The organism is Roseomonas haemaphysalidis (assembly GCF_017355405.1).
GTDB classification, from domain to species: Bacteria; Pseudomonadota; Alphaproteobacteria; order Acetobacterales; family Acetobacteraceae; genus Pseudoroseomonas; species Pseudoroseomonas haemaphysalidis.
Genome location: NZ_CP061177.1, coordinates 238,143 through 257,757, shown reverse-complemented (window position 1 = coordinate 257,757; position 19,615 = coordinate 238,143). Strand labels below are relative to the sequence as shown.

The window sequence follows — 19,615 nt, the reverse complement described above, 5'->3', positions numbered from 1 at the left end:
GCACTCGCTGGCGGTGGTGGCGCAGCATGCGGGCGGGCGGGGTGGATGGAAAGTGGCGGACGCCGCCCGGCTCTGCTAGGCGCGTGGCCCGGCAGGTGGGGAGCGGCGGATGAGCGAGATCGTGGTGGTGGATATCGGCGGCACCCATGCCCGCTTCGCGCTGGCGGAGCTGAGCGGCCGCCGCGTGGCGCGCCTGGGCGAGGCCGTGGTGCTGCGCACCGCCGACCATGCGGGCCTTGCCGCCGCCTGGGCCGCGTTCGCCAGGACCGCAGGGCGCGTCCTGCCGCGGCAGGCGGCGCTGGCCGTGGCCTGCCCGGTCAGCCCCGGGGCGCTGCAACTGACCAACAACCCCTGGACGCTGCATACCGACACGCTGGCCGCCGAGCTGGACGTGGACCGCTGCATCCTGCTGAACGACTTCGCCGCCGTGGGCCATGCCGTGGCGCAGGCGGCGCCGGACCACCTGACCCCCGTGTGCGGCCCCGCCGGGCCGATGCCGGAGGATGGCGTGTTCACCGTGATCGGCCCCGGCACCGGCCTCGGCGTCGCCATGGTGGTGAAGCGGGGCGGCTCAGCACGGGTGATCCCCACCGAAGGCGGCCATGCCGGCTTTGTGCCGACCGATGCCTTCGAGGACCGCCTGGCGCACCGGCTGCGCGCCCGCTTTGGCCGCGTGTCGGCCGAGCGCGTGGTGTCCGGCCCCGGCCTGCTGGCGATCTACGAGACGCTGCTGGACGAGCAGGGCATCCAGGCCGCGCCGCGCGGCGACCGCGCGGTGTGGGACGCGGCCCTGGCCGGCACCGAACCGCTGGCCATGGCGGCGCTGGACCATTTCTGCCGTTGCTTCGGCGCCGTGGCGGGCGACCTGGCACTGGCCCAGGGCGCCAACGCCGTGGTGCTGGCCGGCGGCATCAGCCCGCGCATCGATGCGGTGCTGCCGCGGTCCGGCTTTGCCGCGCGCTTCGCGGCCAAGGGGCGGTTCGAGGCGATGATGCAATCCATCCCCGTGCGGCTGGCGGGCCACCCCCAGCCGGGGCTGTTCGGCGCAGCGGCGGCCTTCGCGGCCGAGGAGTAGCGGAAACGGCCGGGGAGCGGCCGCTTTGCCTGCTGCCCCGCGGCGTGCCGCCACGGAAGCATGCCGCCCGCGTCTCCAGCACGATTCGCGTCCTCGCCCGCCGTCCTTGCAACGACTCGCCGGCGCCTGCGTTCATGCCCCGGCTTGCGGGGGCAACCGCCGGCACTGTTTCGCGGAGAGCCGGCCCATGCCCAACATTCTTTCCCGTCGCGTTCTGCTGCAGGCCACTGCCGGCTTGGCGCTGGCCGCCACTTTGCCGCGCTTCGCTGTCGCGCAGGGGCGCGCCGTCACCGTGTCTTCCAAGCTGGATACGGAAAGCGCGCTGCTGGGCGAGATGATCGCCCAGGTGCTGGAAGCCAACCGCGTGTCCGTGTCCCGCCGCCTGCAGCTGGGCCCTACGCGCATCGTGCGCGGCGCGCTGCTGGCCGGCGAGGTGGACATCTACCCGGAATACACCGGCAACGGCGCCTTCTTCTTCAACCAGGAAAGCGACCCCGCCTGGCGTGACCCGGCACAGGCCTACGAAAAGGTCCGTGCGCTGGATGCCGAGCGCAACAAGGTGGTTTGGCTGAAGCCGGCCAGCGCGAACAACACCTGGGCCATCGCCATCCGCAAGGATTCCGCGCCCGCCGGGCAAACGCTGGCCAGCCTGGAAGACTTGGCGCGGCTGGTGAACGGCGGCTGGACCGGCTTCAAGCTGGCGGCCTCGGCCGAATTCGTGGAAAGCCCTGCCGCGCTGCCGGCCTTCCAGTCCACCTACGGCTTCAAGCTGGCGCCGGCCAACCTGCTGGTGCTGTCCGGCGGCGACACGGCGGTGACCATGCGCGCCGCCGCCGAAAAGCTGAACGGCGTCAACGCCGCCATGGTCTACGGCACCGACGGCGCCATCGCCGCCCTGGACCTGCTGGTGCTGGCCGACCCCAAGGGCGCGCAGATGGTCTACCAGCCCGCCCCCACCGTGCGGGCCCCGGTGGCCGAGGCGCAGCCGCAACTCGCCACCTGGCTGGACCCGGTGTTCCAGTCCCTGACGCTGACGGGCCTGCAAGGGCTCAACGCCAGGATCGTGGTCGAAGGCCAGAACGCCCGCGACGTGGCCAAGGCGCACCTGCGGACCCTGGGCATCGGCTAGCCCGGTGGCCATTGCCCGGCCGGCGGCGCTGGCCAGCGCCCCCACGGTTCCTCCGTCCCTGACCGTGCCGCGCGAGGCGACGGCCGCCGCCCTGCTCGCCGCTTTCGCGGCGGCGCTGCCTTTCCTGCTGGGCTGGCTGTCGGTGGCGCCCAATCGCTTGGTGTCGCCCCGCGCCGCGGCGTTGCCCACGGCGGCGGTGGCGCTGCCGCTCGGGCTGTTCCTGCTGTCCTGCCTGGGCGTCGCATTGCTGGCCCGCCGCCGCGCGCTGCTGCCCTGGGCGGAGGCCGCCGCCGGGCTGGCACTGGTGGCCCTGGTCGCGACCGTGGGGCTGGGCGCCGGCGCGGCGCTGGAAGGCGCCGCGCGGCTGGCCCGCGCCACCCCCGCGGCCGGCGTCTGGGCCGCCGCGCTGGCATTGCTGCTGGCGGGCGGCAGCTGCGCGGCAGGGCGCGAGGCCGGCGGCGCCAGTCCGTTGCGCTTTCTGGCCGTGGCCATCCCCGGCGTGGCGCTGCTGGTGATGCTGGGCGTGCTGGACCGCCTGTCCATCCTGCAGGAAGCGGCGTCGCGCGGCCCGGAGCTGCGCGCGGCGCTGGGGCGGCACGCGCTGCTGGCGGCGGGCGCGCTGGTGCTGGCCGCTGCCGTCGCGGTGCCGCTGGCCCTGCTGGCCCTGCGCCGCCCCAGGCTGGAAGCGGCGCTGATGACGGTGGCCAACGGCCTGCAGGTGGTGCCCTCCATCGCGTTGTTCGGCCTGCTGATGGCCCCGCTGGCGGCCTTGTCCACGGCCTATCCGGCCTTGCGCGCGGCGGGCATCGGCGGCATCGGGCCGGCGCCGGCCGTGCTCGGCATCGCCTGCTACCTGCTGCTGCCACTGGCCGCCGGGCTTTTGGCCGGCCTGCGCCAGGCGCCGCCCGCGCTGCTGGACGCCGCCCGCGGCCAGGGCATGAGCGAGCGCGAGATCCTGCGGCTGCTGCGCCTGCCGCTCGGCCTCGGCGCCATGCTGGGCGGGTTGCGCGTGGCCGCCGTGCAGGCGGTGGGGCTGGCGACGCTGGCGGCGCTGGTGGGCGCCGGCGGGCTGGGCGCCATCGTGTTCCAGGGCATCGGCCAGCTGGCGGCCGACCTGATCCTGCTGGGCGTGCTGCCGGTGGTCGGCCTGTCCCTGGCCGTCGATGCCGCGCTGGCCGCTGTCCAGGCCGCGCTGATGCCGGCGGGCGGCCGCGCATGATCCGCTTTGACACCGCCACCAAGCGCTATGGCGAGCGCCGCGTGGTCGATGCCGTGAGCCTGGAGGTGGCACGCGGGCGCATCTGCGTGCTGCTGGGCGAATCCGGTTCCGGCAAATCCACGCTGATGCGCATGGTCAACCGCCTGGTGCTGCCCGATGCCGGGCGCGTCATGCTGGACGGGCAGGACGTGTCCCAGGTGCCGGAGCAGGCGCTGCGCCACGGCATCGGCTACGTCATCCAGTCGGTCGGCCTGTTTCCGCATTGGAGCGTGGCGCGCAACGTCGCCACCGTCCCCCGCCTGCTGGGCTGGGACGACACCCGCACCGCTGCCCGCGTCGACGCGCTGCTGGACCTCGTCGGCCTTGCGCCCACGCAATACCGCGACCGCATGCCGCACGAGCTGTCCGGCGGACAGGCGCAGCGCGTCGGCCTCGCCCGCGCGATGGCCGCCAACCCGCCCGTGCTGCTGATGGACGAGCCTTTCTCGGCGCTGGACCCCGGCATCCGCCGCGGGCTGCAGGCGGCGCTGCGCACCATCCACGCCGAAACCGGCAAGACCATCCTCTTTGTCACCCACGACGTCGAGGAAGCGCTGCTGCTGGCCGACGAGCTGGCGGTGATGCAGGACGGCCGGCTGATCGCCCACGGCCCGCCCGCCCGCGTGCTGGCGCACGACGCCGGCCCGGTGGTGCGCCACCTGTTCGGCGAGCAGAGCCTGGCCTTCCACCGCCTCGGCACCTTGCCGGCGGTGGGCGCCCCCGGCGAGGCCGGCGGCCCGGCGCTGCCGGCCGGCGCCACGATGAAGCAGGCGCTGATGCTGATGCTGGAAAACGGCACGGACCGGGTGGCGGTGGCCGGGGGCGGGAGCCTGTACCTTTCCGACGTGCTGGGCGCGGCATGATAGCGGCTGCAAAGGTCGGGGGAATGAATTCCCCCAAGCCCCTATCTTCTTTTTATCCGTTTGTCGGGGGCGGCCGTGGTGACGGGGCGCCGTCCGAAAACACATCAGAAAGAGGATGGAGGCTCGGGGCAATTCTTTCCCCCGACCTTCTCCCCGCCTGATGCCCCGCCGCGTCCTTTCCGTCCTGCTCCAGGCGCTTGCCTTCCTCGCCGCGCTGGCCGCCGCGCCGCATCTCGGCGGGCTGTGGGGCGCGCTGTTCCCCGAGGTGCAGCGGCCGGTCTGGGAGCAGCGCAGTTGGTTCGCGCTGCTGGGCTCCCACTTGCTGCTGTCGCTGGGCGCCGTGGCCGTGGCGGCGACGCTGGGGCTGGCCGGCGGCGTGCTGGCCACGCGGCCGGGCGGGCGGCGGCTGCGGCCATTGGTGGACGCGGTGTTCTCGCTGGCGCAGGCGGTGCCGCCTATTGCGGTGATCGCGCTCGCCCTGCCGGCGTTGGGCTTCGGCGCGGCGCCGACGCTGCTGGCACTGGTGCTGTATGCCTGCCTGCCGGTGCTGCGCGGCGCCGTGGCGGGTCTGGACGGCGTGTCGCCCGCGGTGCTGGACGCCGCGCGCGGCATCGGCATGGGGCGGTGGCGGATGCTGGCGCAGATCGAGCTGCCGCTGGCCTTGCCGGTGGTGCTGTCCGGCCTGCGGCTGGCGGTGGTGCTGTCCATCGCCACGGCGGCGGTGGGGGCGATGGCGGGGGCGGAATGCCTGGGCACGCCCATCGTCGTCGGGCTGGCCAACAACAACGGCGCCTATGTGCTGCAAGGCGGGCTGTTCACCGCGTGGCTGGCGCTGCTGGCGGACCGGGCGGTGCGGTTGCTGGAGCCGGCACGCTAGCAAGGCCGGGGGAGAGAACTCCCCCGCACCCCTTTCTCGCCTGTTTCCATTCCGGGGAACCCTTCCTCCTGGCCTTTCCCGCCGTGTCAGGGCGGCACTGCCTTGCCGTCCCAGGCGAACACGTTTCCGCTGTCCCGCGCCGTCAGCCCGTCCAGCACCCCTAGCAGGTAGCCCGCCGACTGCGCGGGGCTGAACAGCTTGCCCGGCGCCACGCCGCCCTGGAACGGCGCGCTCAACGACGTATCCACGGTGCCCGGGTGCAGCCCGACGCAAAGTGCCTCGGGCTTCCGCCGGGCCAGTTCGATGGCGAGGTTGCGCAGCAGCATGTTCAGCGCGGCCTTGGAGGCGCGGTAGGCATGCCAGCCGCCGGCGCGGTTGTCGCCGATGCTGCCGACACGGGCGGACAAGGCTGCGAAGGCGCTCTTGCCCGTGGCCGGCAGCAGGTCCAGGCAGTGCTTCGCGACCAGCGCGGGGCCGATGGCATTGAGGCTGTAGGCGCGCGCCATGGCCCCGGCGTCCAGCGTGCGCCAGGTCTTCTCGGGCTGCTGCGCGGCGTCGTGCAGAAAGCCGGTGGCGACGATGAGCAGCCGCAAGGGCGGCCCGTCCCGAAGCCGGGCGGTGGCGGCGGCGATGCTGGCCTCGTCTTCCAGATCGATCTGCCCGTCGCGGCGGGACAAACCCACCACCTCCGCGAAGGCGCCGGACCGGTGCAGCGCGTCCAGCAGCGCCCGCCCGATGCCGCCGGAAGCGCCGACCACCACGGCGCGGCCGCCGGGCGGAAAGCTGCTCAGCCCATCGCCTGGCACAGCGCGTCTCCCGCGCCGGGGGCGGCGACGATCATCGGCTTCTGCCAGGCGCGCAGGTCCTCGCCCTCGAAGCGCTCCAGGCGTTGCCAGCCGCCGGCATTGCGCACAAAGGCCTCGCCGCCGGTGGCCTGGACCAGCGCGAGGCCGCCGGCGATGTCCCAGACATAAGGGTTCTCGAACACCGCCACCTCCATCAGCCCGGCGGCGACAAAGGCGCATTCGATGGCGGCCGAGCCGGTGCGGCGCGGCTCCCATTGCTGCGGCGAGCGGTGCGAGGCATCGCGGAAGCCACCCAGCCGGCGCCGCACCTCGGGGTTGCGGCGCGGCAACACCGGCTCGCCGTCGAACAGCAGCGGACCGCCGGCAACGCAGTGATACACGCCGGCGCGCAGCGCGTGCGAGGAAGCGCACCACAGCGCGCCGGCCACCGGCTTGCCGTCATGCACCACGCCGATCGAGCCGGCGAACAGCGGAAAGCCGTTGATGAAGTTGGCGGTGCCGTCCACCGGGTCGATGGCCCAGACGACGTCGCCCGGCCGCGTCGGCGGGTTGGGAAACTCCTCGCCCAGGATGTGGTGGTCCGGGAACTGCCGGCCGATTTCCTGGCGCAGCGCGGCTTCCACCGCGCGGTCCACTTCGGACACCGGGTCCTTGAGGCTGTGCTCGCGCTCGCCGGTCGGCTTGTAGGACACCTCCAGCGGGCGGCCCAGGGAATCGGCCATCTGCTGCCCGGCCAAGCGGGCCAGCCGCAGCGCCAGGGCGCCGATGGCATCAAGATCGGGGGTCATGGTCATGCCTTGCACGTCTCGGCGGTGGCGCGGGCGCCCTGGGGGGCGGACAGGCATTCGGGAGGGACCAGGACGGTCAGCGCCTCCTCCGCCATGCGAAAGGCCAGGGCGGGCGGGGCGCCCTGTTCCTGCGGCGTGTCGTCCAGCCGCAACGGCGCGCCGGCCCATTCCACCACCACGTTGCGGCCGCGCTGCAAGGTCACGGGCGGCTCGCCGCAGGCGGGGGCGCGCAGCCAGTCCAGCATGGCGTGCCGCTGGTCGGGGTGCAGCGTCACCACGTCCAGCATGCCGTCGCCCGGGTCGGCCTGCGGCGCCAGCACCAGGTTGGGGCCGAACAAGGCGACGTTCATCACCTCGACCAGCAGGGTTTCCACCGTCTCGGCCACTCCGTCCACGATGATGCGGGCATGGCCGGGCAGGGCGCCGGACAGAATGCGGCGGAACACCGCCCGCCCGGCATCGACGCCCTGCTCGCCCGTTTCATCGGCATGTTCCACCGCCCGCGCAAAGGCGCCGAAGCCCACGGATTCCACGAAGCGGCGGGCGGGAAAGCCCTCGGCTTCCGCCACCGCCACGTTGAGGCTGCGCCGGGCGGCTTCCGGCCAGCCTTCGGCGAAGTGCCCGGGGCCGGGCCATGAGCCGAGCGCGCGCGACAGGTTGTTGGCGGTGCCGAGCGGCAGCACGGCCAGAAGGCGGTCCGCGGCGCCCGGGGCGGCGGCCATGGCGGTGGCGATGCGGCCGACAGTGCCGTCGCCGCCCGCCACCAGCACCAGTTCCGCCGGCTCGGCCAGGACGCGGGACAGGTCCTCCGTCCGGTTGTCCTGGGGCGAGACCTCCAGTCCCGACCGGCGCAGCATGGCCAGCAGGTCCTCCTGGGAAGGGGCGTCGCCGTCGCCGCCGGCGGATGGGTTGTGGAACAGGATGGTCTTCATGCGCGAGTAACGCCCGGGTGCAATAGGCGTTCCATCCTCCCGTGCGTCCCCGTCCGGGCACCTGTTGCGCAACCGGGGGGCGCCCCAGCCGTTTTCCTGGCTCAGCTGCCACGGCTCCGCCGGCATTCCGGCGTCCCTTCCCGGCCCATCGGCCACCTGCCTCGGCTTCTGACCAGTCAGTTTCCGGATTCGCCGGAATGGAGCCCTGCATGATTGATGTCGCCCTGATCGATGCCGCCCCCTCCGTGCCGCTGAACATCGCGCTGATCGCCCACCTGAAATACCCGATCGCGGAGCCCTTCGCCGGCGGCCTGGAGATGCACACCCATCTTCTGGCGCGCTTTCTGATCCGCCGCGGCCATCGCGTGACGCTGTTCGCGGCTGAAGGCTCGGACCCGGCGCTGGGCCTGTGTCCCAGCGGCCCGCCGACCGGCGAAGGCCATGGCGACCTGTTGCTGGAGGAGCAGGTGGGGGTGGCCGAGCTGGACGCCTACCGCCGGATCATGGAGCGGGTGGCCCTGGGGCGCTTCGACATCGTGCACAACGCCGCGTTGCACGACCTGCCGCTGACCATGGCGCATTGCCTGCCCATACCCATGCTCACCGCCTTTCACACGCCCCCGTTCCCGACCCTGGAAACCGGCGTGCGTGACCGCAGTGGCGAGGGCATGCGCTTTGCCGCCGTGTCCGGCTGCGTGCGCGACATCTGGCAGCCGGTGGTGCCGGTGGATGCCGTGGTGCGCAACGGCATCGACCTGCAGCAATTCGCCTTTGGCGCGGTGGCGGGCGAGCATGCCATCTGGTCCGGCCGCGTGGTGCCGGAAAAGGGCACCCATCTGGCGATCGACGCCGCCCGCCGTGCCGGCATTCCGCTGCGCGTGGCCGGGCCGTTGAACAACCTCAGCTACTGGCAAAGCGAGATCCAGCCGCGGTTGGGCGGCGACATCGAGTATATCGGCCACCTCGGCCACGCCGAACTGGCGCGCGAGGTGGCCCGCGCCCGCGTGGCGCTGTGCACGCCGCGCTGGGAGGAGCCCTACGGCCTGGTGGTGGCCGAGGCGCTGGCCTGCGGCACGCCGGTCGCGGGCTTCGCGCGCGGCGCGCTGCCGGAGATCGTCGATGCCGCCACCGGCGCCCTCGCACCCGCCGACGATGTGGAGGCGCTGGCCGACGCCATTCTGCGCGCCGGCCGCCTGAGCCGCGCCGCCTGCCGCCGCCGTGCCGAGCAGACCTGCGATGCCACGGTGATGGTGGCGGGCTACGAGGCCGTGTATCGCGGCATGCTGGCCCCGGCGCTGTCCAGCGCCCCGGTGGCCGGGCGCGCGGTGATGCATGTGGACCGCCCGGTGGCCGCGCCGCACCCGGCGCTGCTGCCGGTGGCCAAGGCGCCGCGCCCGCCCGTGGCGATGCCGTGACCCCGCTGCCCTGCGTCGTCTGCGTTCCCGCCAAGGACGAGGCGGCGGCGGTGCCACGCCTGCTGCGCGCGCTGGCGGCGCAGCGCGCGGCCGGCCCGGACCGGCCGCTGCGGGTCCTGCTGCTGGCCAACAACTGCACGGATGCGACCGCCGCCGTGGCCCGCGCCAGCGCCCACCCCGCCCTGGACCTGCGGGTCCAGGAAGCCCGCCTGCTCGGCGACGAGGCGCATGTCGGCTTTGCCCGCCGCCAGGCCCTGGCGCTCGGCCTGGACTGGCTGCGGCGGGATGGCGAGCCGGAAGGCGCGCTGATCAGCACCGATGCCGATGCCCTGCCGCCGCCGGACTGGATCGGCGCCCAGCTGCGGGCCCTGGCGGAGGGGGCCGACTGCGTCGGTGGGCGCATCGACCTGGATGATTCTCTGCCGCTGCCCCCCGGGCTGTTGGCGGTGCGCGACACCGTCGCCCGCTACTGGGCCGCGGTGCGGGCCCTGGCCGACCGCATCGATCCGCTGCCCTGGGACCCGGCGCCCCGGCACGGCGACCACGTCGCCGGCAGCCTGGCCATCGCCGCGCCCTTCTACGAGGCCATCGGCGGCCTGCCCCCCTTGCCCTGCGGCGAGGACAACGCACTGGTGGCCGAAGTGGAGCGCGCCGGCGGCCGCCTGCGCCACGACCCCGCGGTGTTTGTGCGCGTGTCCGCCCGCGAGGACGGCCGCGCCAGCGGCGGCATGGCGACCGAAATGGTGAAATGGCGGCGGATCGCCGAAACCGGCGCGCCGCACCTGTTGTCCGATGCCGCCTTCTGGCAGGCCCTGCTGCAACGCCGCGCCGACCTGCGGGCCCTGTTCCATGCCCGCCGGCTGGAAGGCAAGCTGGCGGCGCTGGCCGCGGGCTGCCCCAACGACATCGCCTTTCTGGCCCGCGCCGAACCGCTGCTGCCGGCGCTGCCGCAGGCCGAGGCGCCCATCGCCACCGCCACCGCCGCGCTGGAAGCCCTGGCCCGCGACGGGCGCATCGCCGCCTGATGCCGCAGCCGGTCGGCTACTACGTGCATCACCATGGCATCGGCCACTGGCGCCGCGCCGTGGCGGTGGCCCGCGCCATGGCGACACCCTGCACCCTGATCGGCACCTTCAACGCCGCGCAGCAGGCCGCGGCACCCGGCGCCACCTTGAACCTCGCCGACGACGCGCCCGTCCCCGGCGCCACGCCCGGCGTGCCGCCGCCCCTGCTGCATTACGCGCCGCTGCGCCATTCCGGCCTGCGCCGGCGCAGCGCCGCGCTGGCTGCCTGGATGGGCGAGGCCGACCCGGCCCTGCTGGTGGTGGACGTGTCCGCCGAGGCGGCGCTGCTGGCCCGGTTGTGCTCCGTGCCCGTGGCGCTGTTCCGCCTCGCCGGCCGCCGGGACGACCCGCCGCACCTGCACGCCTTTGCCGCCGCGCAGCATCTGGTCGCACCCTTTCCAGCCGCCCTGGAAGACCCCGCCACGCCGGACTGGGTGGTGGAAAAGACCTTCTATGCCGGCTTCCTGACCGATGTCGCCGCCGGCACCGCGCCGGTGGCGGAACGCAGCGTGACCGTGGTCTTCGGCCAGGGTGGCACGGGGGGCGACGCCGTCGCCCTGGCCGCTGCCGCCCGCGCCACGCCGGGCTGGCGGTGGCGCGTGATCGGCCCCGTGTCCGGCGATGCAGCGCTGCCCGCCAACCTGGAGCTGCTCGGCTGGGTGGCCGACCCGCAGCCCCTGCTGGCCGGGGCCGCCGTGCTGGTGGGCGGCGCCGGCGACGGGCTGGTGGCCGAGGCCGCCGCCCTGGCCAAACCCTTCCTTTGCCTGCCGGAACCGCGTCCCTTCGGCGAGCAGACGCTGAAGGCGCAGCGGCTGGCGGAACTGGGCGCCGCCTGCGTGCTGCCGGAATGGCCGGCGGCGGCGGACTGGCCCGGGCTGCTGGACCGGGCGCTGGCGCTGGACCCGGCCCGCATCGGCGCGCTGCACGCGCCGGGGGCGGTGGGGCGGCTAGCGGGCTGGCTGGACGGGGTCGCCTCGGCGGCGTGACCTGAAACCGGGGACGAATGAAGTCTTCCCCGAACCCCATCTTCTTCTCTTGCTATCCGGAAGCGTCCGCCCGCTGGACGCTTCCGCCTGGCGCCACCGCGGCCGCACCCGGAAAACAGACAGAAAAAAGATGGGGGTTTGGGAGCATCCATTCCCCCAACCTTCACCCACCCCTCAGAACGGCGCCCCCTCCGGCCGCCGCGCCGCCGCCAGCTCCGCCCCGGTCGGCGCCCGCAGCAGCGCGATGGGCCCGTCGCCCGGCGGCGCGATCAGGCCCAGGGCGGCAAAGGCATCCAGCCAGCCGTCCATCGGCCAGAAGCCGTGGCGCTGGCGGAAGCGCCAGGCGTTGGTGGCGATGTCGGCCACGTGCTGCAGGGGCGGGTCGAAGCTGGCGTGATGCTGGTGGAAGGCACGGGCATCGCCGCTGAACAGCAGCGGGATGCCGGCATCGCGGGCCCGGAAGCCGAGGTCGGTGTCCTCGGCCCCGTAGCCGGTGAAGCCCTCGTCGAAGCCGCCGAGGCGGCGGAAGCTTGCGGCGCGAATGCCGAAGCCGAGGGACCAGAACAGCCCGGCATTCGGCTCGGCCCGCAGGCCGGCGGCGGGAAAGGGGCGCACGGGGTGGGAATGGCCGTGCCGCAGCAGGTCGGCTTCCGTCCATCCCGGGGCGGCGATGCCGGCGGGCAGGTAGCGGATGTCGGCGCAGACCAGGGCGTTGTGCTGTTCCAGCGCATCCGCCAGGGCTGCGACGCATCCGGCGCCGGGAATGCAATCCACGTCCAGGAAGACCAGCAGCGGCGTGTCGCCGGCGGCGGCGGCGGCCGCGTTGCGTGCGGCGGCGAGTGGCAGGGTGCCGGCGGGCCGGTGCGGCTGGCGCAGCGGAAACGGCGTGGCGGGCAGGGCGGTGGGGGTGTCGTTCATGTCCGCCACGACCACGAGGTCGGGGCGGCGGGAGCCGCGGCCCAGCCCTTCCAGCAGGTTGGCCAGATGGTCGCCCCGGCCGCGAACCAGGGTGAGCACGGCGACGGGCTGGGGCATGGCGGATCTTCCGGGCTGGCAGGGCATGCCGGGTGAGGGGATCGAACCCCCGACCTTCGGTTTACAAAACCGCTGCACTACCGCTGTGCTAACCCGGCGCCGCCTGCCTTATGCCCCGGGATGGCGGCCGGGCTCAACCGGGGCAGGGCGGGTTTATTCGCTGCCCAGCAGTTCCAGCGGGCGCAGCAGCAACACCGTGCCAAGGCCCCAGGAGCCGTTGGCGACCAGATTGGCCCACCAGCCGGGCGCTTCCACGGCGAAAGGCGGCACCGGCACGACGCCCGCCAGCTGCGACAGCCCCAGCGCCCCGGCGGCGAGGCCCAGCGCCAGATCGGCGCCGGGCAGCCACATCAAAGGCAGCCATTGCACCGCCAGGGCCAGCAGGACGCCCGCCAGCCCGCCGGCCAGCAGCAGCGCCACATAGGCCGGCATGCCGCCCAGCGCCGGCACGGGCGCCAGGCTGAAGCCGGGATCGGGCAGGGCGTGGAACAGGTGGAACAACAGAAAGCAGGCGCCCTGCTGCAGCACGGCCATGCTGGCCACGCCGGTCCAGAAGCCGCCGCGCAGGGCGCGACCCAGGAAGTCCGGCATCGGCCGCAGCAACAGGGTCGCGAGCAGGGCCAGCGCGGCACCCAGGGCGGCGATCTCGCCCAGCCGCGCGGCACCGATGGCCAGCAGCGCGTCCGGCACCGGCAACGCGCCGCGCTGGCCGATCCGCCCCGCCGCCAGCGCCAGCAGCGCCAGCAACGCGCCCCCCGCCGCGACCCGCGGCAGGGAGCGGAGCAGGCTCATGGGATCAGGCCGCGCGTTCGGCCACGCATTCGCGCAGCGCCTCGCCCAGGATGTCCATGCCCTCGTTGACCAGCGCGTCCGAGGCGGTGAGCGGCACCAGGAACCGGATGACGTTGCCGCGCACGCCGCACGACAGCAGCACCAGCCCCTTCTGCGCGGAGCGCGCCACCAGGGCCTTGGCGAGGTCCGGGTCCGGCCGGTCGGCCTCGCCGCCCGCCACCAGCTCCATCGCCACCATGGCGCCGAGGGCGCGGATATCGCCCACCACGCCCTTCAGGCTGTTGCTGTCCTGCAGCTGCTTGATGCGGTTGACCAGCAGCTCGCCGATCGCGTCGGCGCGGGCGCAAAGCCCTTCCTCCTCGATCACGTCCAGCACGGCGTTGGCGGCGGCGCAGGCCAGCGGGTTGCCGCCATAAGTGCCGCCGAGGCCACCGGGGCCGGGGGCGTCCATGATCTCGGCGCGGCCAGTGACGGCGGACAGCGGAAAGCCGCCTGCCAGGGACTTGGCCATGGTCACCATGTCCGGCTGCACGCCGGAATGCTCGATGGCGAACAGCTTGCCCGTTCGGGCGAAGCCGGTCTGCACCTCGTCCACGATCATGACGATGCCGTGCTCGTCGCAGATGCGGCGCAGGCCCTGCAGCAGCTCGGCCTGGGCGATGTAGAAGCCGCCCTCGCCCTGCACCGGCTCGATGATCATGGCGGCGATGCGCTTCGGGTCCACGTCCGCCTTGAACAGCGTCTCGAGCGCGTCCAGCGTCTGCGCCACCTCGCGGCCGTGGTAGGCGACGGGGAAGGGCAGGTGGTAGATGTCGCCCGGCATGGGGCCGAAGCCCACCTTGTAGGGCACCACCTTGCCGGTCAGCGCCATGCCCAGCAGCGTGCGGCCGTGGAAGGCGCCCGAGAAGGCGATCACGCCGGCGCGGCCGGTATGGGCGCGGGCGATCTTGACGGCGTTCTCGATCGCTTCCGCGCCGGTGGTCAGGAAGATGGTCTTGCGGGGGCCGCGCGTCGGCACCTTTTCGTTCAGCCGCTCGGCCAGGCGGATGTAGCTTTCATAAGGCGTCACCTGGAAGCAGGTGTGGCTGAAGTTCTCCAGCTGCGCGGCGACGGCGGCCTTGACCTTGGGGTGCATGTGGCCGGTGTTGACCACCGCGATGCCGGCGCCGAAGTCGATATAGCGGCGGCCCTCCACATCCGTGATCACGGCGTTCTCGGCCTTGGCGGCGAAGACCGGCAGCTGCGTGGCCACGCCGCGCGGCACGGCCTGCTCGCGGCGGGACTGCAGGGCCTGGTTGCTGTCGCTGGCGGTCACGCTCATCGGTGCTCACTCCCGGAAGGTCGAAGGTGCGGAACGATGCGCCGCCGGCCCGCGCCGGGCAAGGGCCGGGCCGGGGGATTCAGCCGCCCAGCCAGAGCCGCAACAGAATGACGCCGAGCGACAGCCCGAGGCTGCCGAGCATGATGTCGTCGGCTTCCTGCGGTGGCTCAGCCACGAAGGCGCAGCCTGGGGTGACCGAGGGGGTCTGGTCCAGCATGGCGAAGATCCACGATCCTGTGCGGCTGTTTTCTGCCCTCCACAAGGAATGGCGCGCATTGTGCCGTGGATCAACGAAATCTTCGCGCAGAAGATGTGGAATCGTCCTGCCGTCTGGGACAGTCCGGGATCTTCTGCGCGTGACTGCCGCACGGGCGGGTCAGCCGCATCAGCCAGGGCCCGGTCCAAGAGGCCCTGGTCCGGCCAAACGTATCCCCGGCCTGCCGCCCCGCCGTCAGGCGTTGCCCGCCACGCCATAGGTGCTGGCATTGGTGGCGCGCACCACGGCCGCGAACAGCCGCAACGCGTCCGGCCCGCCCTGGTCCAGCAGCGCGCCGGCGTCCATCTCGCGCGCCAGCAGCTCGGCGTGCTGGGCCAGGGTTTCCGCGGCGCGCTCCAGGGCTTGGCGGGACAGCGCGATCTGCATGCTATCGGAAAGGTCTTGCCATTCGGCGGGACGCATCGGGTCTATCCTGTGTGCTGCGCCGTTTTGGCTTCTCGCCGCAATCCGCGCGGCTGTCGCAACATCACCGACAGGCCTTGACGAAAGGTGAACAGCACCTGGATTGCTGTTCACGCCTGCGTCAGCTTTCGTCAGCTTCGCTGTTTCTCGCCAGCTCATACAAGGCGGCGGTGGCGGCGGCGGAAACGTTCAGGCTTTCCATGGCGCTGCGGATCGGCAGTCGCACCAGTTCGTCGCAGGTTTCACGCTGCAGGCGGCGCAACCCGGTGTCCTCCGCGCCCAGCACCAGGGCGCTGCGGCGGCCGGAACCGGCGGCGGGCTTGGCCTCGGCCAGGGTGCGGGTGGCGGTGCCTTCCAGGCCCATCACCCAGAAGCCGGCCTTTTGCAGCACCTGGATGGTGCGGGCCAGATTCACCTCACGCGCCAGCGGCACGGTTTCCAGCGCGCCGGAGGCGGTGCGGGCCAGCGCGCCCGTTTCCGGCGGCGCGTTGCGGTCCTGCATCACCACGCAGGCAACGCCAAAGGCGGCGGCCGAGCGCAGGATGGCACCCACGTTGCGCGGGTCCGTCACCTGGTCCAGCAGCAGCACCGGGCCGTCGGAGGCGGTGATGGCGTCTTCCAGATCGGCGGACGGCAGCGGGTCGGCCAGCACGGCAATGCCCTGGTGCACCGCGTCCTCGGTCAGAAAGGTCTGGAAGCGGTTCTTTTCCACACGCTCGGCGGCGACGCGCCAGGGGCGGGGCAGGCGCTCGGCCAGCGCTTCCTCGGCATCCGTGGTGGCCAGCAGGCGGCGGATGCGGCGCTTCGGGTTGGCCAGCGCGGCGGCCACCGCGTGCTGGCCGTACAGCCACAGCGAACCGGCGGGCGCGGCCAGGGCGGCATCGCGGGCGGGGCGGGGCCCGCCGCGCGCCGGCTCATCGCCGTCCTCGCGGCGGCTGCGGCGCGCCACCGCGCGGGGCGATTCCTCGATCGGGCGCTCACCGCGGTGGTCGCGGCCCCGGCGCGGGGCCTCGGTCGCCGGGGCCTCGTCGCGCGGGCGGGGGGCGAAGCTTTCGGCCTTGCCGGGGCGGCGGGCGCCAGGGGCCGGCGTCACGGCGCCGCGCGCGGGGGCGCGGTCGTCGCCCTGGAAGGGCGCGCGCTCGCCGGTGCCCCGGGGCGCCGGGCGGGCACCGTCACGCGGCCGGAAGCCACCGGCCTCGCCACGCGGAAAGCGGGCGGCGCCGTCGCCGCGGGGGGCACCCGCGTCGGGGCGCTGGGGGCGGCGGGGGGCGCCAGAAGAAGAAGGGCCGTCGGTACGGCGCGGAGGACGAGGCATGAGGCGCATCCTCCGCATCCCGCGCAGCAGGGCAAGCGCCATGATTCGATGCCCGCCCCGTGTTGCGGCGCGAAGAAGCAGGGCGAAGCCTGCTCACGGCCCGTTGACAGGTGGGGTGGAAAGGCGATAGTCCGCGCGCTCCCGCCGACCGGGGTTTCTAAGGTGGAGGGGTGCCCGAGTGGCTAAAGGGGGCGGACTGTAAATCCGCTGGCGCACGCCTACGTTGGTTCGAATCCAACCCCCTCCATATTCCTGCCGCGCTTCACGGCGCGGCATGGGCAAAACCCCCGGTGGGAAGTGCCACCTGTGGCCGGCGGGCTTCGCAGCCAGCCGGATGCAGTGCGGGTGTAGCTCAATGGTAGAGCCCCAGCCTTCCAAGCTGGTTGTGCGGGTTCGATTCCCGTCACCCGCTCCATATATGTGGGCAGGTGGCAGGATGGGCCGATTTGCGCCGTGGTGGCGCTGACCGACTGACCGACAGGGTGACGGACGATGGCGAAAGCTAAGTTTGAGCGGAACAAGCCGCACTGCAATATTGGCACGATCGGGCACGTGGATCATGGCAAGACGTCGCTGACGGCGGCGATCACCAAGGTCCTGGCGAAGTCGGGCGGTGCGTCGTTCACGGCGTACGACCAGATTGACAAGGCCCCCGAGGAGCGGGCGCGCGGCATCACGATCTCGACGGCGCACGTCGAGTACGAGACGGCCAACCGCCACTACGCCCACGTGGACTGCCCGGGCCACGCCGACTACGTGAAGAACATGATCACGGGTGCGGCGCAGATGGACGGCGCGATCCTGGTGGTGTCGGCGGCCGACGGCCCGATGCCGCAGACGCGCGAGCACATCCTGCTGGCGCGCCAGGTTGGCGTGCCGGCGCTGGTGGTGTTCCTGAACAAGTGCGACATGGCCGATCCCGACCTGCTGGAGCTGGTCGAGATGGAAGTGCGCGAGCTGCTGAGCTCCTACCAGTTCCCGGGCGACGACATCCCCGTGATCAAGGGCTCGGCGCTGATGGCGCTGGAAGACAAGTCGCCGGAGCTGGGCGAGAACGCGATCCTGGAGCTGATGGCGGCGGTGGATGCCTACATCCCGCAGCCGGAGCGCGCCATTGACCGTCCGTTCCTGATGCCGGTGGAAGACGTGTTCTCGATCTCGGGCCGCGGCACGGTGGTGACGGGCCGCGTGGAGCGGGGCGTGATCAAGGTCGGCGAGGAGGTCGAGATCGTCGGCCTGAAGGCGACGGTGAAGACGACGGTGACGGGCGTCGAGATGTTCCGCAAGCTGCTGGACAGCGGACAGGCGGGCGACAACATCGGCGCGCTGCTGCGCGGCACCAAGCGCGAGGACGTGGAGCGCGGCCAGGTTCTGGCGGCCCCGAACTCGATCAAGCCGCACAACAAGTTCAAGGCCGAGGCCTACGTGCTGACCAAGGAAGAAGGCGGCCGCCACACGCCGTTCTTCACCAACTACCGCCCGCAGTTCTACTTCCGCACGACCGACGTGACGGGCGTGGTGACGCTGCCGGACGGCGTTGAGATGGTGATGCCGGGCGACAACGTGTCGATGGACGTCGAGCTGATCGCGCCGATCGCCATGGACGAGGGCCTGCGCTTCGCCATCCGCGAAGGCGGCCGCACCGTCGGCGCCGGCGTCGTCGCCTCCATCAGCGCGTAACGCTGCCGCCTCCGGGCTGAACGAGACGGGCCGCTCCCTCCGGGGGCGGCCCGTTTTGCGTTTGCGGGGGTCTTTGACCCCTCGACAGGCCCGGCCGCCTCGCCTATAGGACGGGCCTCGCGGCGACGCTGCATGCAGGGGCGTAGCTCAATTGGCTAGAGCGCCGGTCTCCAAAACCGGAGGTTGAGAGTTCGAGACCCTCCGCCCCTGCCAGCGCCGCGAGAGACTTTCCCACGGGCAGTGGCTGGAGGGCGGTGGCGCCGGATGCCCCCGCCCGCGAAGCTTGCCCGGACGATCAGTTTCCTCTTTGAACCATGCAGGGTCGCCGATCATTGGCTAAGTTCAATCCCATCCTGTTCGGGCGCGAAGTGCGGCAGGAGGTGGCCCGGGTCACCTGGCCGTCCCGCAAGGAAACCCTGATCACCACCGGCCTGGTGCTGGCCCTGTCCGCACTGGCCGCCGTCTTTTTCCTGCTGACCGACCGCCTGATCCAGCTGGCCATGAGCCTGCTGCTCGGCCTCGGCGTCTGATCGCGGAGCGCGTTCCATGGCTGACATGAGGTGGTACGTCGTCCACGTCTATTCGGGCTTCGAAAAGAAGATCGCCCAGCAGATCCAGGAGCAGGCCGCTCAGAAGGGGCTTGCCGACCAGATCGGCGACATCCTGGTGCCGTCCGAGGACGTGACCGAGATCCGGCGCGGCCAGAAGATCAATTCCGAGCGGAAGTTCTTTCCTGGCTACGTGCTGGTGAAGATGACCATGACCGACGATGCCTGGCACCTGGTCAAGGACACGCCCAAGGTCACCGGCTTTCTTGGCGCCCGCAACCGCCCCAGCCCGATCACCGAGGCCGAGGCCATGCGGATCGTCAAGCAGGTGCAGGAAGGCGTCGACAAGCCCAAGCGCCCCGCCGTGGTCTACGAGATCGGCGAGCAGGTGCGGGTGTCCGACGGTCCCTTCGCTTCCTTCAACGGCACGGTGGAAGAGGTCGACGAGGAGAAGGGCCGCGTGAAGGTCAGCGTCTCCATCTTCGGCCGCGCCACGCCGGTCGAGCTGGAATACGCGCAGGTCGAGAAGGTCTGACCCACTGCGCCTCCGCGCCCTGACAGACCGGGCGCGGACGGCCTGGGCGCGGCTTCTGGCCTCGCCCGGCGGCCCCGGCACCGTGGCCCGCGGCATCGCGGCCGGAGCTGCCGCCGCCATGCTGCCGGTCTTCGGCATGCACCTGATCCTTGCCGCCGCGCTGGCCTGGGTGTCGCGTGGCAGCCTCGCCGGGGCGGCGGCCGCCTGCCTCGCCTTCGGCAATCCCTTGACCCATGCGCTGCTGATCCCGGCCGAATATGCCGTCGGCCGCGCCCTGCTGCCGCACGACTTCGATTTCCTGCCCGCCGGGGCGCCGCACTGGATGCAGCGCGCCCTGCCGGCGGCGGAGGAAACGCTGGTGGGCGGGCTGCTGTTCGGCCTGGTCGCGGCGGCGGTGGCCTATCTGGTGGCTTCCCGCGCCCTGGCGGCGGCCCGGCCGCGAAATTAAGGACTCGACTCCTGCAACCCGGAGGGCGTATACGCGCCCGCCCGGCCTGGACCAGCGATTGGTCCGGGC

21 protein-coding genes and 4 tRNA genes are annotated in these 19,615 nt (G+C 72.7%); 15 read left to right on the top strand and 10 right to left on the bottom strand.

Going from position 1 to position 19,615, the window contains the following annotated elements:
* The first annotated feature begins 109 nt into the window (after positions 1–109).
* The 5 genes from glk (at position 110) to IAI59_RS01185 (ending at position 5,202) form a co-directional block, all read left to right on the top strand.
* The gene (gene glk / locus IAI59_RS01205) at positions 110–1,075 is read left to right on the top strand and encodes a glucokinase (protein WP_207419348.1); all 966 of its coding nucleotides are present in this window, start codon (positions 110–112) and stop codon (positions 1,073–1,075) included.
* Between the two features lie 187 nt (positions 1,076–1,262).
* A complete protein-coding gene (gene osmF, locus IAI59_RS01200; protein ID WP_207419347.1) occupies positions 1,263–2,204 on the top strand; it encodes a glycine betaine ABC transporter substrate-binding protein OsmF in 942 nt (313 codons plus the stop codon).
* 4 nt (positions 2,205–2,208) lie between these two features.
* Positions 2,209–3,423 carry an ABC transporter permease subunit gene (locus tag IAI59_RS01195; RefSeq protein ID WP_237181170.1) on the top strand — a complete coding sequence of 405 codons (1,215 nt, stop codon included), beginning with the start codon at positions 2,209–2,211 and terminating at the stop codon, positions 3,421–3,423.
* Positions 3,420–4,325: an ABC transporter ATP-binding protein gene (locus IAI59_RS01190; protein WP_207419346.1), complete on the top strand. Its 906-nt coding sequence runs from the start codon at positions 3,420–3,422 to the stop codon at positions 4,323–4,325. The genes IAI59_RS01195 and IAI59_RS01190 overlap by 4 nt, the downstream gene beginning before the upstream one ends.
* A 160-nt stretch (positions 4,326–4,485) precedes the next feature.
* Positions 4,486–5,202: an ABC transporter permease gene (locus IAI59_RS01185; protein ID WP_207419345.1), complete on the top strand. Its 717-nt coding sequence runs from the start codon at positions 4,486–4,488 to the stop codon at positions 5,200–5,202.
* An 86-nt stretch (positions 5,203–5,288) separates the two neighbouring features.
* On the opposite strand, the gene IAI59_RS01180 is transcribed toward IAI59_RS01185, so the two are convergent.
* The 3 genes from IAI59_RS01180 to IAI59_RS01170 are packed head-to-tail and all read right to left on the bottom strand — an operon-like array spanning position 5,289 to position 7,728.
* Positions 5,289–6,008, bottom strand: coding sequence for an SDR family NAD(P)-dependent oxidoreductase (locus IAI59_RS01180; protein ID WP_237181169.1), 720 nt, complete (start codon positions 6,006–6,008; stop codon positions 5,289–5,291).
* The gene (locus IAI59_RS01175) at positions 5,990–6,796 is read right to left on the bottom strand and encodes an inositol monophosphatase family protein (protein WP_207419344.1); all 807 of its coding nucleotides are present in this window, start codon (positions 6,794–6,796) and stop codon (positions 5,990–5,992) included. The genes IAI59_RS01180 and IAI59_RS01175 overlap by 19 nt, the downstream gene beginning before the upstream one ends.
* Positions 6,797–6,798: 2 nt before the next feature.
* Positions 6,799–7,728: a diacylglycerol/lipid kinase family protein gene (locus IAI59_RS01170; protein ID WP_207419343.1), complete on the bottom strand. Its 930-nt coding sequence runs from the start codon at positions 7,726–7,728 to the stop codon at positions 6,799–6,801.
* A 209-nt stretch (positions 7,729–7,937) separates the two neighbouring features.
* Here IAI59_RS01170 and IAI59_RS01165 point away from each other — a divergent pair, with 209 nt between their 5' ends.
* From IAI59_RS01165 to IAI59_RS01155, 3 genes are read left to right on the top strand one after another with little or no spacing between them, the layout of a single operon-like run.
* Positions 7,938–9,143 carry a glycosyltransferase gene (locus tag IAI59_RS01165; RefSeq protein WP_272874683.1) on the top strand — a complete coding sequence of 402 codons (1,206 nt, stop codon included), beginning with the start codon at positions 7,938–7,940 and terminating at the stop codon, positions 9,141–9,143.
* A complete protein-coding gene (locus IAI59_RS01160) occupies positions 9,140–10,168 on the top strand; it encodes a glycosyltransferase (protein ID WP_207419342.1) in 1,029 nt (342 codons plus the stop codon). Before IAI59_RS01165 ends, IAI59_RS01160 begins: the two co-directional genes overlap by 4 nt.
* Positions 10,168–11,193, top strand: a complete 1,026-nt coding sequence (locus tag IAI59_RS01155; RefSeq protein WP_207419341.1) for a glycosyltransferase — start codon at positions 10,168–10,170, stop codon at positions 11,191–11,193. The genes IAI59_RS01160 and IAI59_RS01155 overlap by 1 nt, the downstream gene beginning before the upstream one ends.
* A gap of 174 nt (positions 11,194–11,367) precedes the next feature.
* Here IAI59_RS01155 and IAI59_RS01150 read toward each other — a convergent pair whose 3' ends face one another.
* The 7 genes from IAI59_RS01150 to rlmB all read right to left on the bottom strand — a co-directional run bounded on the left by IAI59_RS01150 (position 11,368) and on the right by rlmB (position 15,990).
* On the bottom strand, positions 11,368–12,228 hold the full coding sequence (locus IAI59_RS01150) for a glycosyltransferase family 2 protein (protein ID WP_207419340.1): 861 nt from the start codon (positions 12,226–12,228) through the stop codon (positions 11,368–11,370).
* Between the two features lie 26 nt (positions 12,229–12,254).
* A tRNA-Thr gene (locus tag IAI59_RS01145) sits at positions 12,255–12,326 on the bottom strand.
* A gap of 55 nt (positions 12,327–12,381) precedes the next feature.
* A complete protein-coding gene (locus tag IAI59_RS01140; protein ID WP_207419339.1) occupies positions 12,382–13,020 on the bottom strand; it encodes a hypothetical protein in 639 nt (212 codons plus the stop codon).
* 4 nt (positions 13,021–13,024) lie between these two features.
* On the bottom strand, positions 13,025–14,341 hold the full coding sequence (gabT, locus tag IAI59_RS01135) for a 4-aminobutyrate--2-oxoglutarate transaminase (RefSeq protein ID WP_207419338.1): 1,317 nt from the start codon (positions 14,339–14,341) through the stop codon (positions 13,025–13,027).
* Between the two features lie 79 nt (positions 14,342–14,420).
* On the bottom strand, positions 14,421–14,558 hold the full coding sequence (locus IAI59_RS01130) for a hypothetical protein (RefSeq protein ID WP_207419337.1): 138 nt from the start codon (positions 14,556–14,558) through the stop codon (positions 14,421–14,423).
* 234 nt (positions 14,559–14,792) lie between these two features.
* The gene (locus IAI59_RS01125) at positions 14,793–15,020 is read right to left on the bottom strand and encodes a hypothetical protein (RefSeq protein ID WP_207419336.1); all 228 of its coding nucleotides are present in this window, start codon (positions 15,018–15,020) and stop codon (positions 14,793–14,795) included.
* Between the two features lie 121 nt (positions 15,021–15,141).
* Positions 15,142–15,990, bottom strand: a complete 849-nt coding sequence (gene rlmB, locus IAI59_RS22920; RefSeq protein ID WP_408887630.1) for a 23S rRNA (guanosine(2251)-2'-O)-methyltransferase RlmB — start codon at positions 15,988–15,990, stop codon at positions 15,142–15,144.
* 509 nt (positions 15,991–16,499) lie between these two features.
* On the opposite strand from rlmB, the gene IAI59_RS01115 reads away from it, so the two are divergent.
* From IAI59_RS01115 to IAI59_RS01085, 7 genes are all read left to right on the top strand, one after another.
* A tRNA-Tyr gene (locus IAI59_RS01115) sits at positions 16,500–16,582 on the top strand.
* A 94-nt stretch (positions 16,583–16,676) separates the two neighbouring features.
* Positions 16,677–16,750, top strand: a tRNA-Gly gene (locus IAI59_RS01110).
* 77 nt (positions 16,751–16,827) lie between these two features.
* Positions 16,828–18,015, top strand: a complete 1,188-nt coding sequence (gene tuf / locus IAI59_RS01105) for an elongation factor Tu (protein ID WP_207417764.1) — start codon at positions 16,828–16,830, stop codon at positions 18,013–18,015.
* Positions 18,016–18,151: 136 nt separating this feature from the next.
* A tRNA-Trp gene (locus IAI59_RS01100) sits at positions 18,152–18,228 on the top strand.
* 119 nt (positions 18,229–18,347) lie between these two features.
* Complete coding sequence (secE, locus tag IAI59_RS01095) at positions 18,348–18,545, top strand: preprotein translocase subunit SecE (RefSeq protein WP_207417778.1); 198 nt, start codon at positions 18,348–18,350, stop codon at positions 18,543–18,545.
* A gap of 16 nt (positions 18,546–18,561) precedes the next feature.
* On the top strand, positions 18,562–19,098 hold the full coding sequence (gene nusG, locus IAI59_RS01090; protein WP_207417775.1) for a transcription termination/antitermination protein NusG: 537 nt from the start codon (positions 18,562–18,564) through the stop codon (positions 19,096–19,098).
* Positions 19,099–19,102: 4 nt separating this feature from the next.
* A complete protein-coding gene (locus IAI59_RS01085) occupies positions 19,103–19,546 on the top strand; it encodes a DUF2062 domain-containing protein (protein ID WP_207417799.1) in 444 nt (147 codons plus the stop codon).
* Positions 19,547–19,615 lie beyond the last annotated feature (69 nt).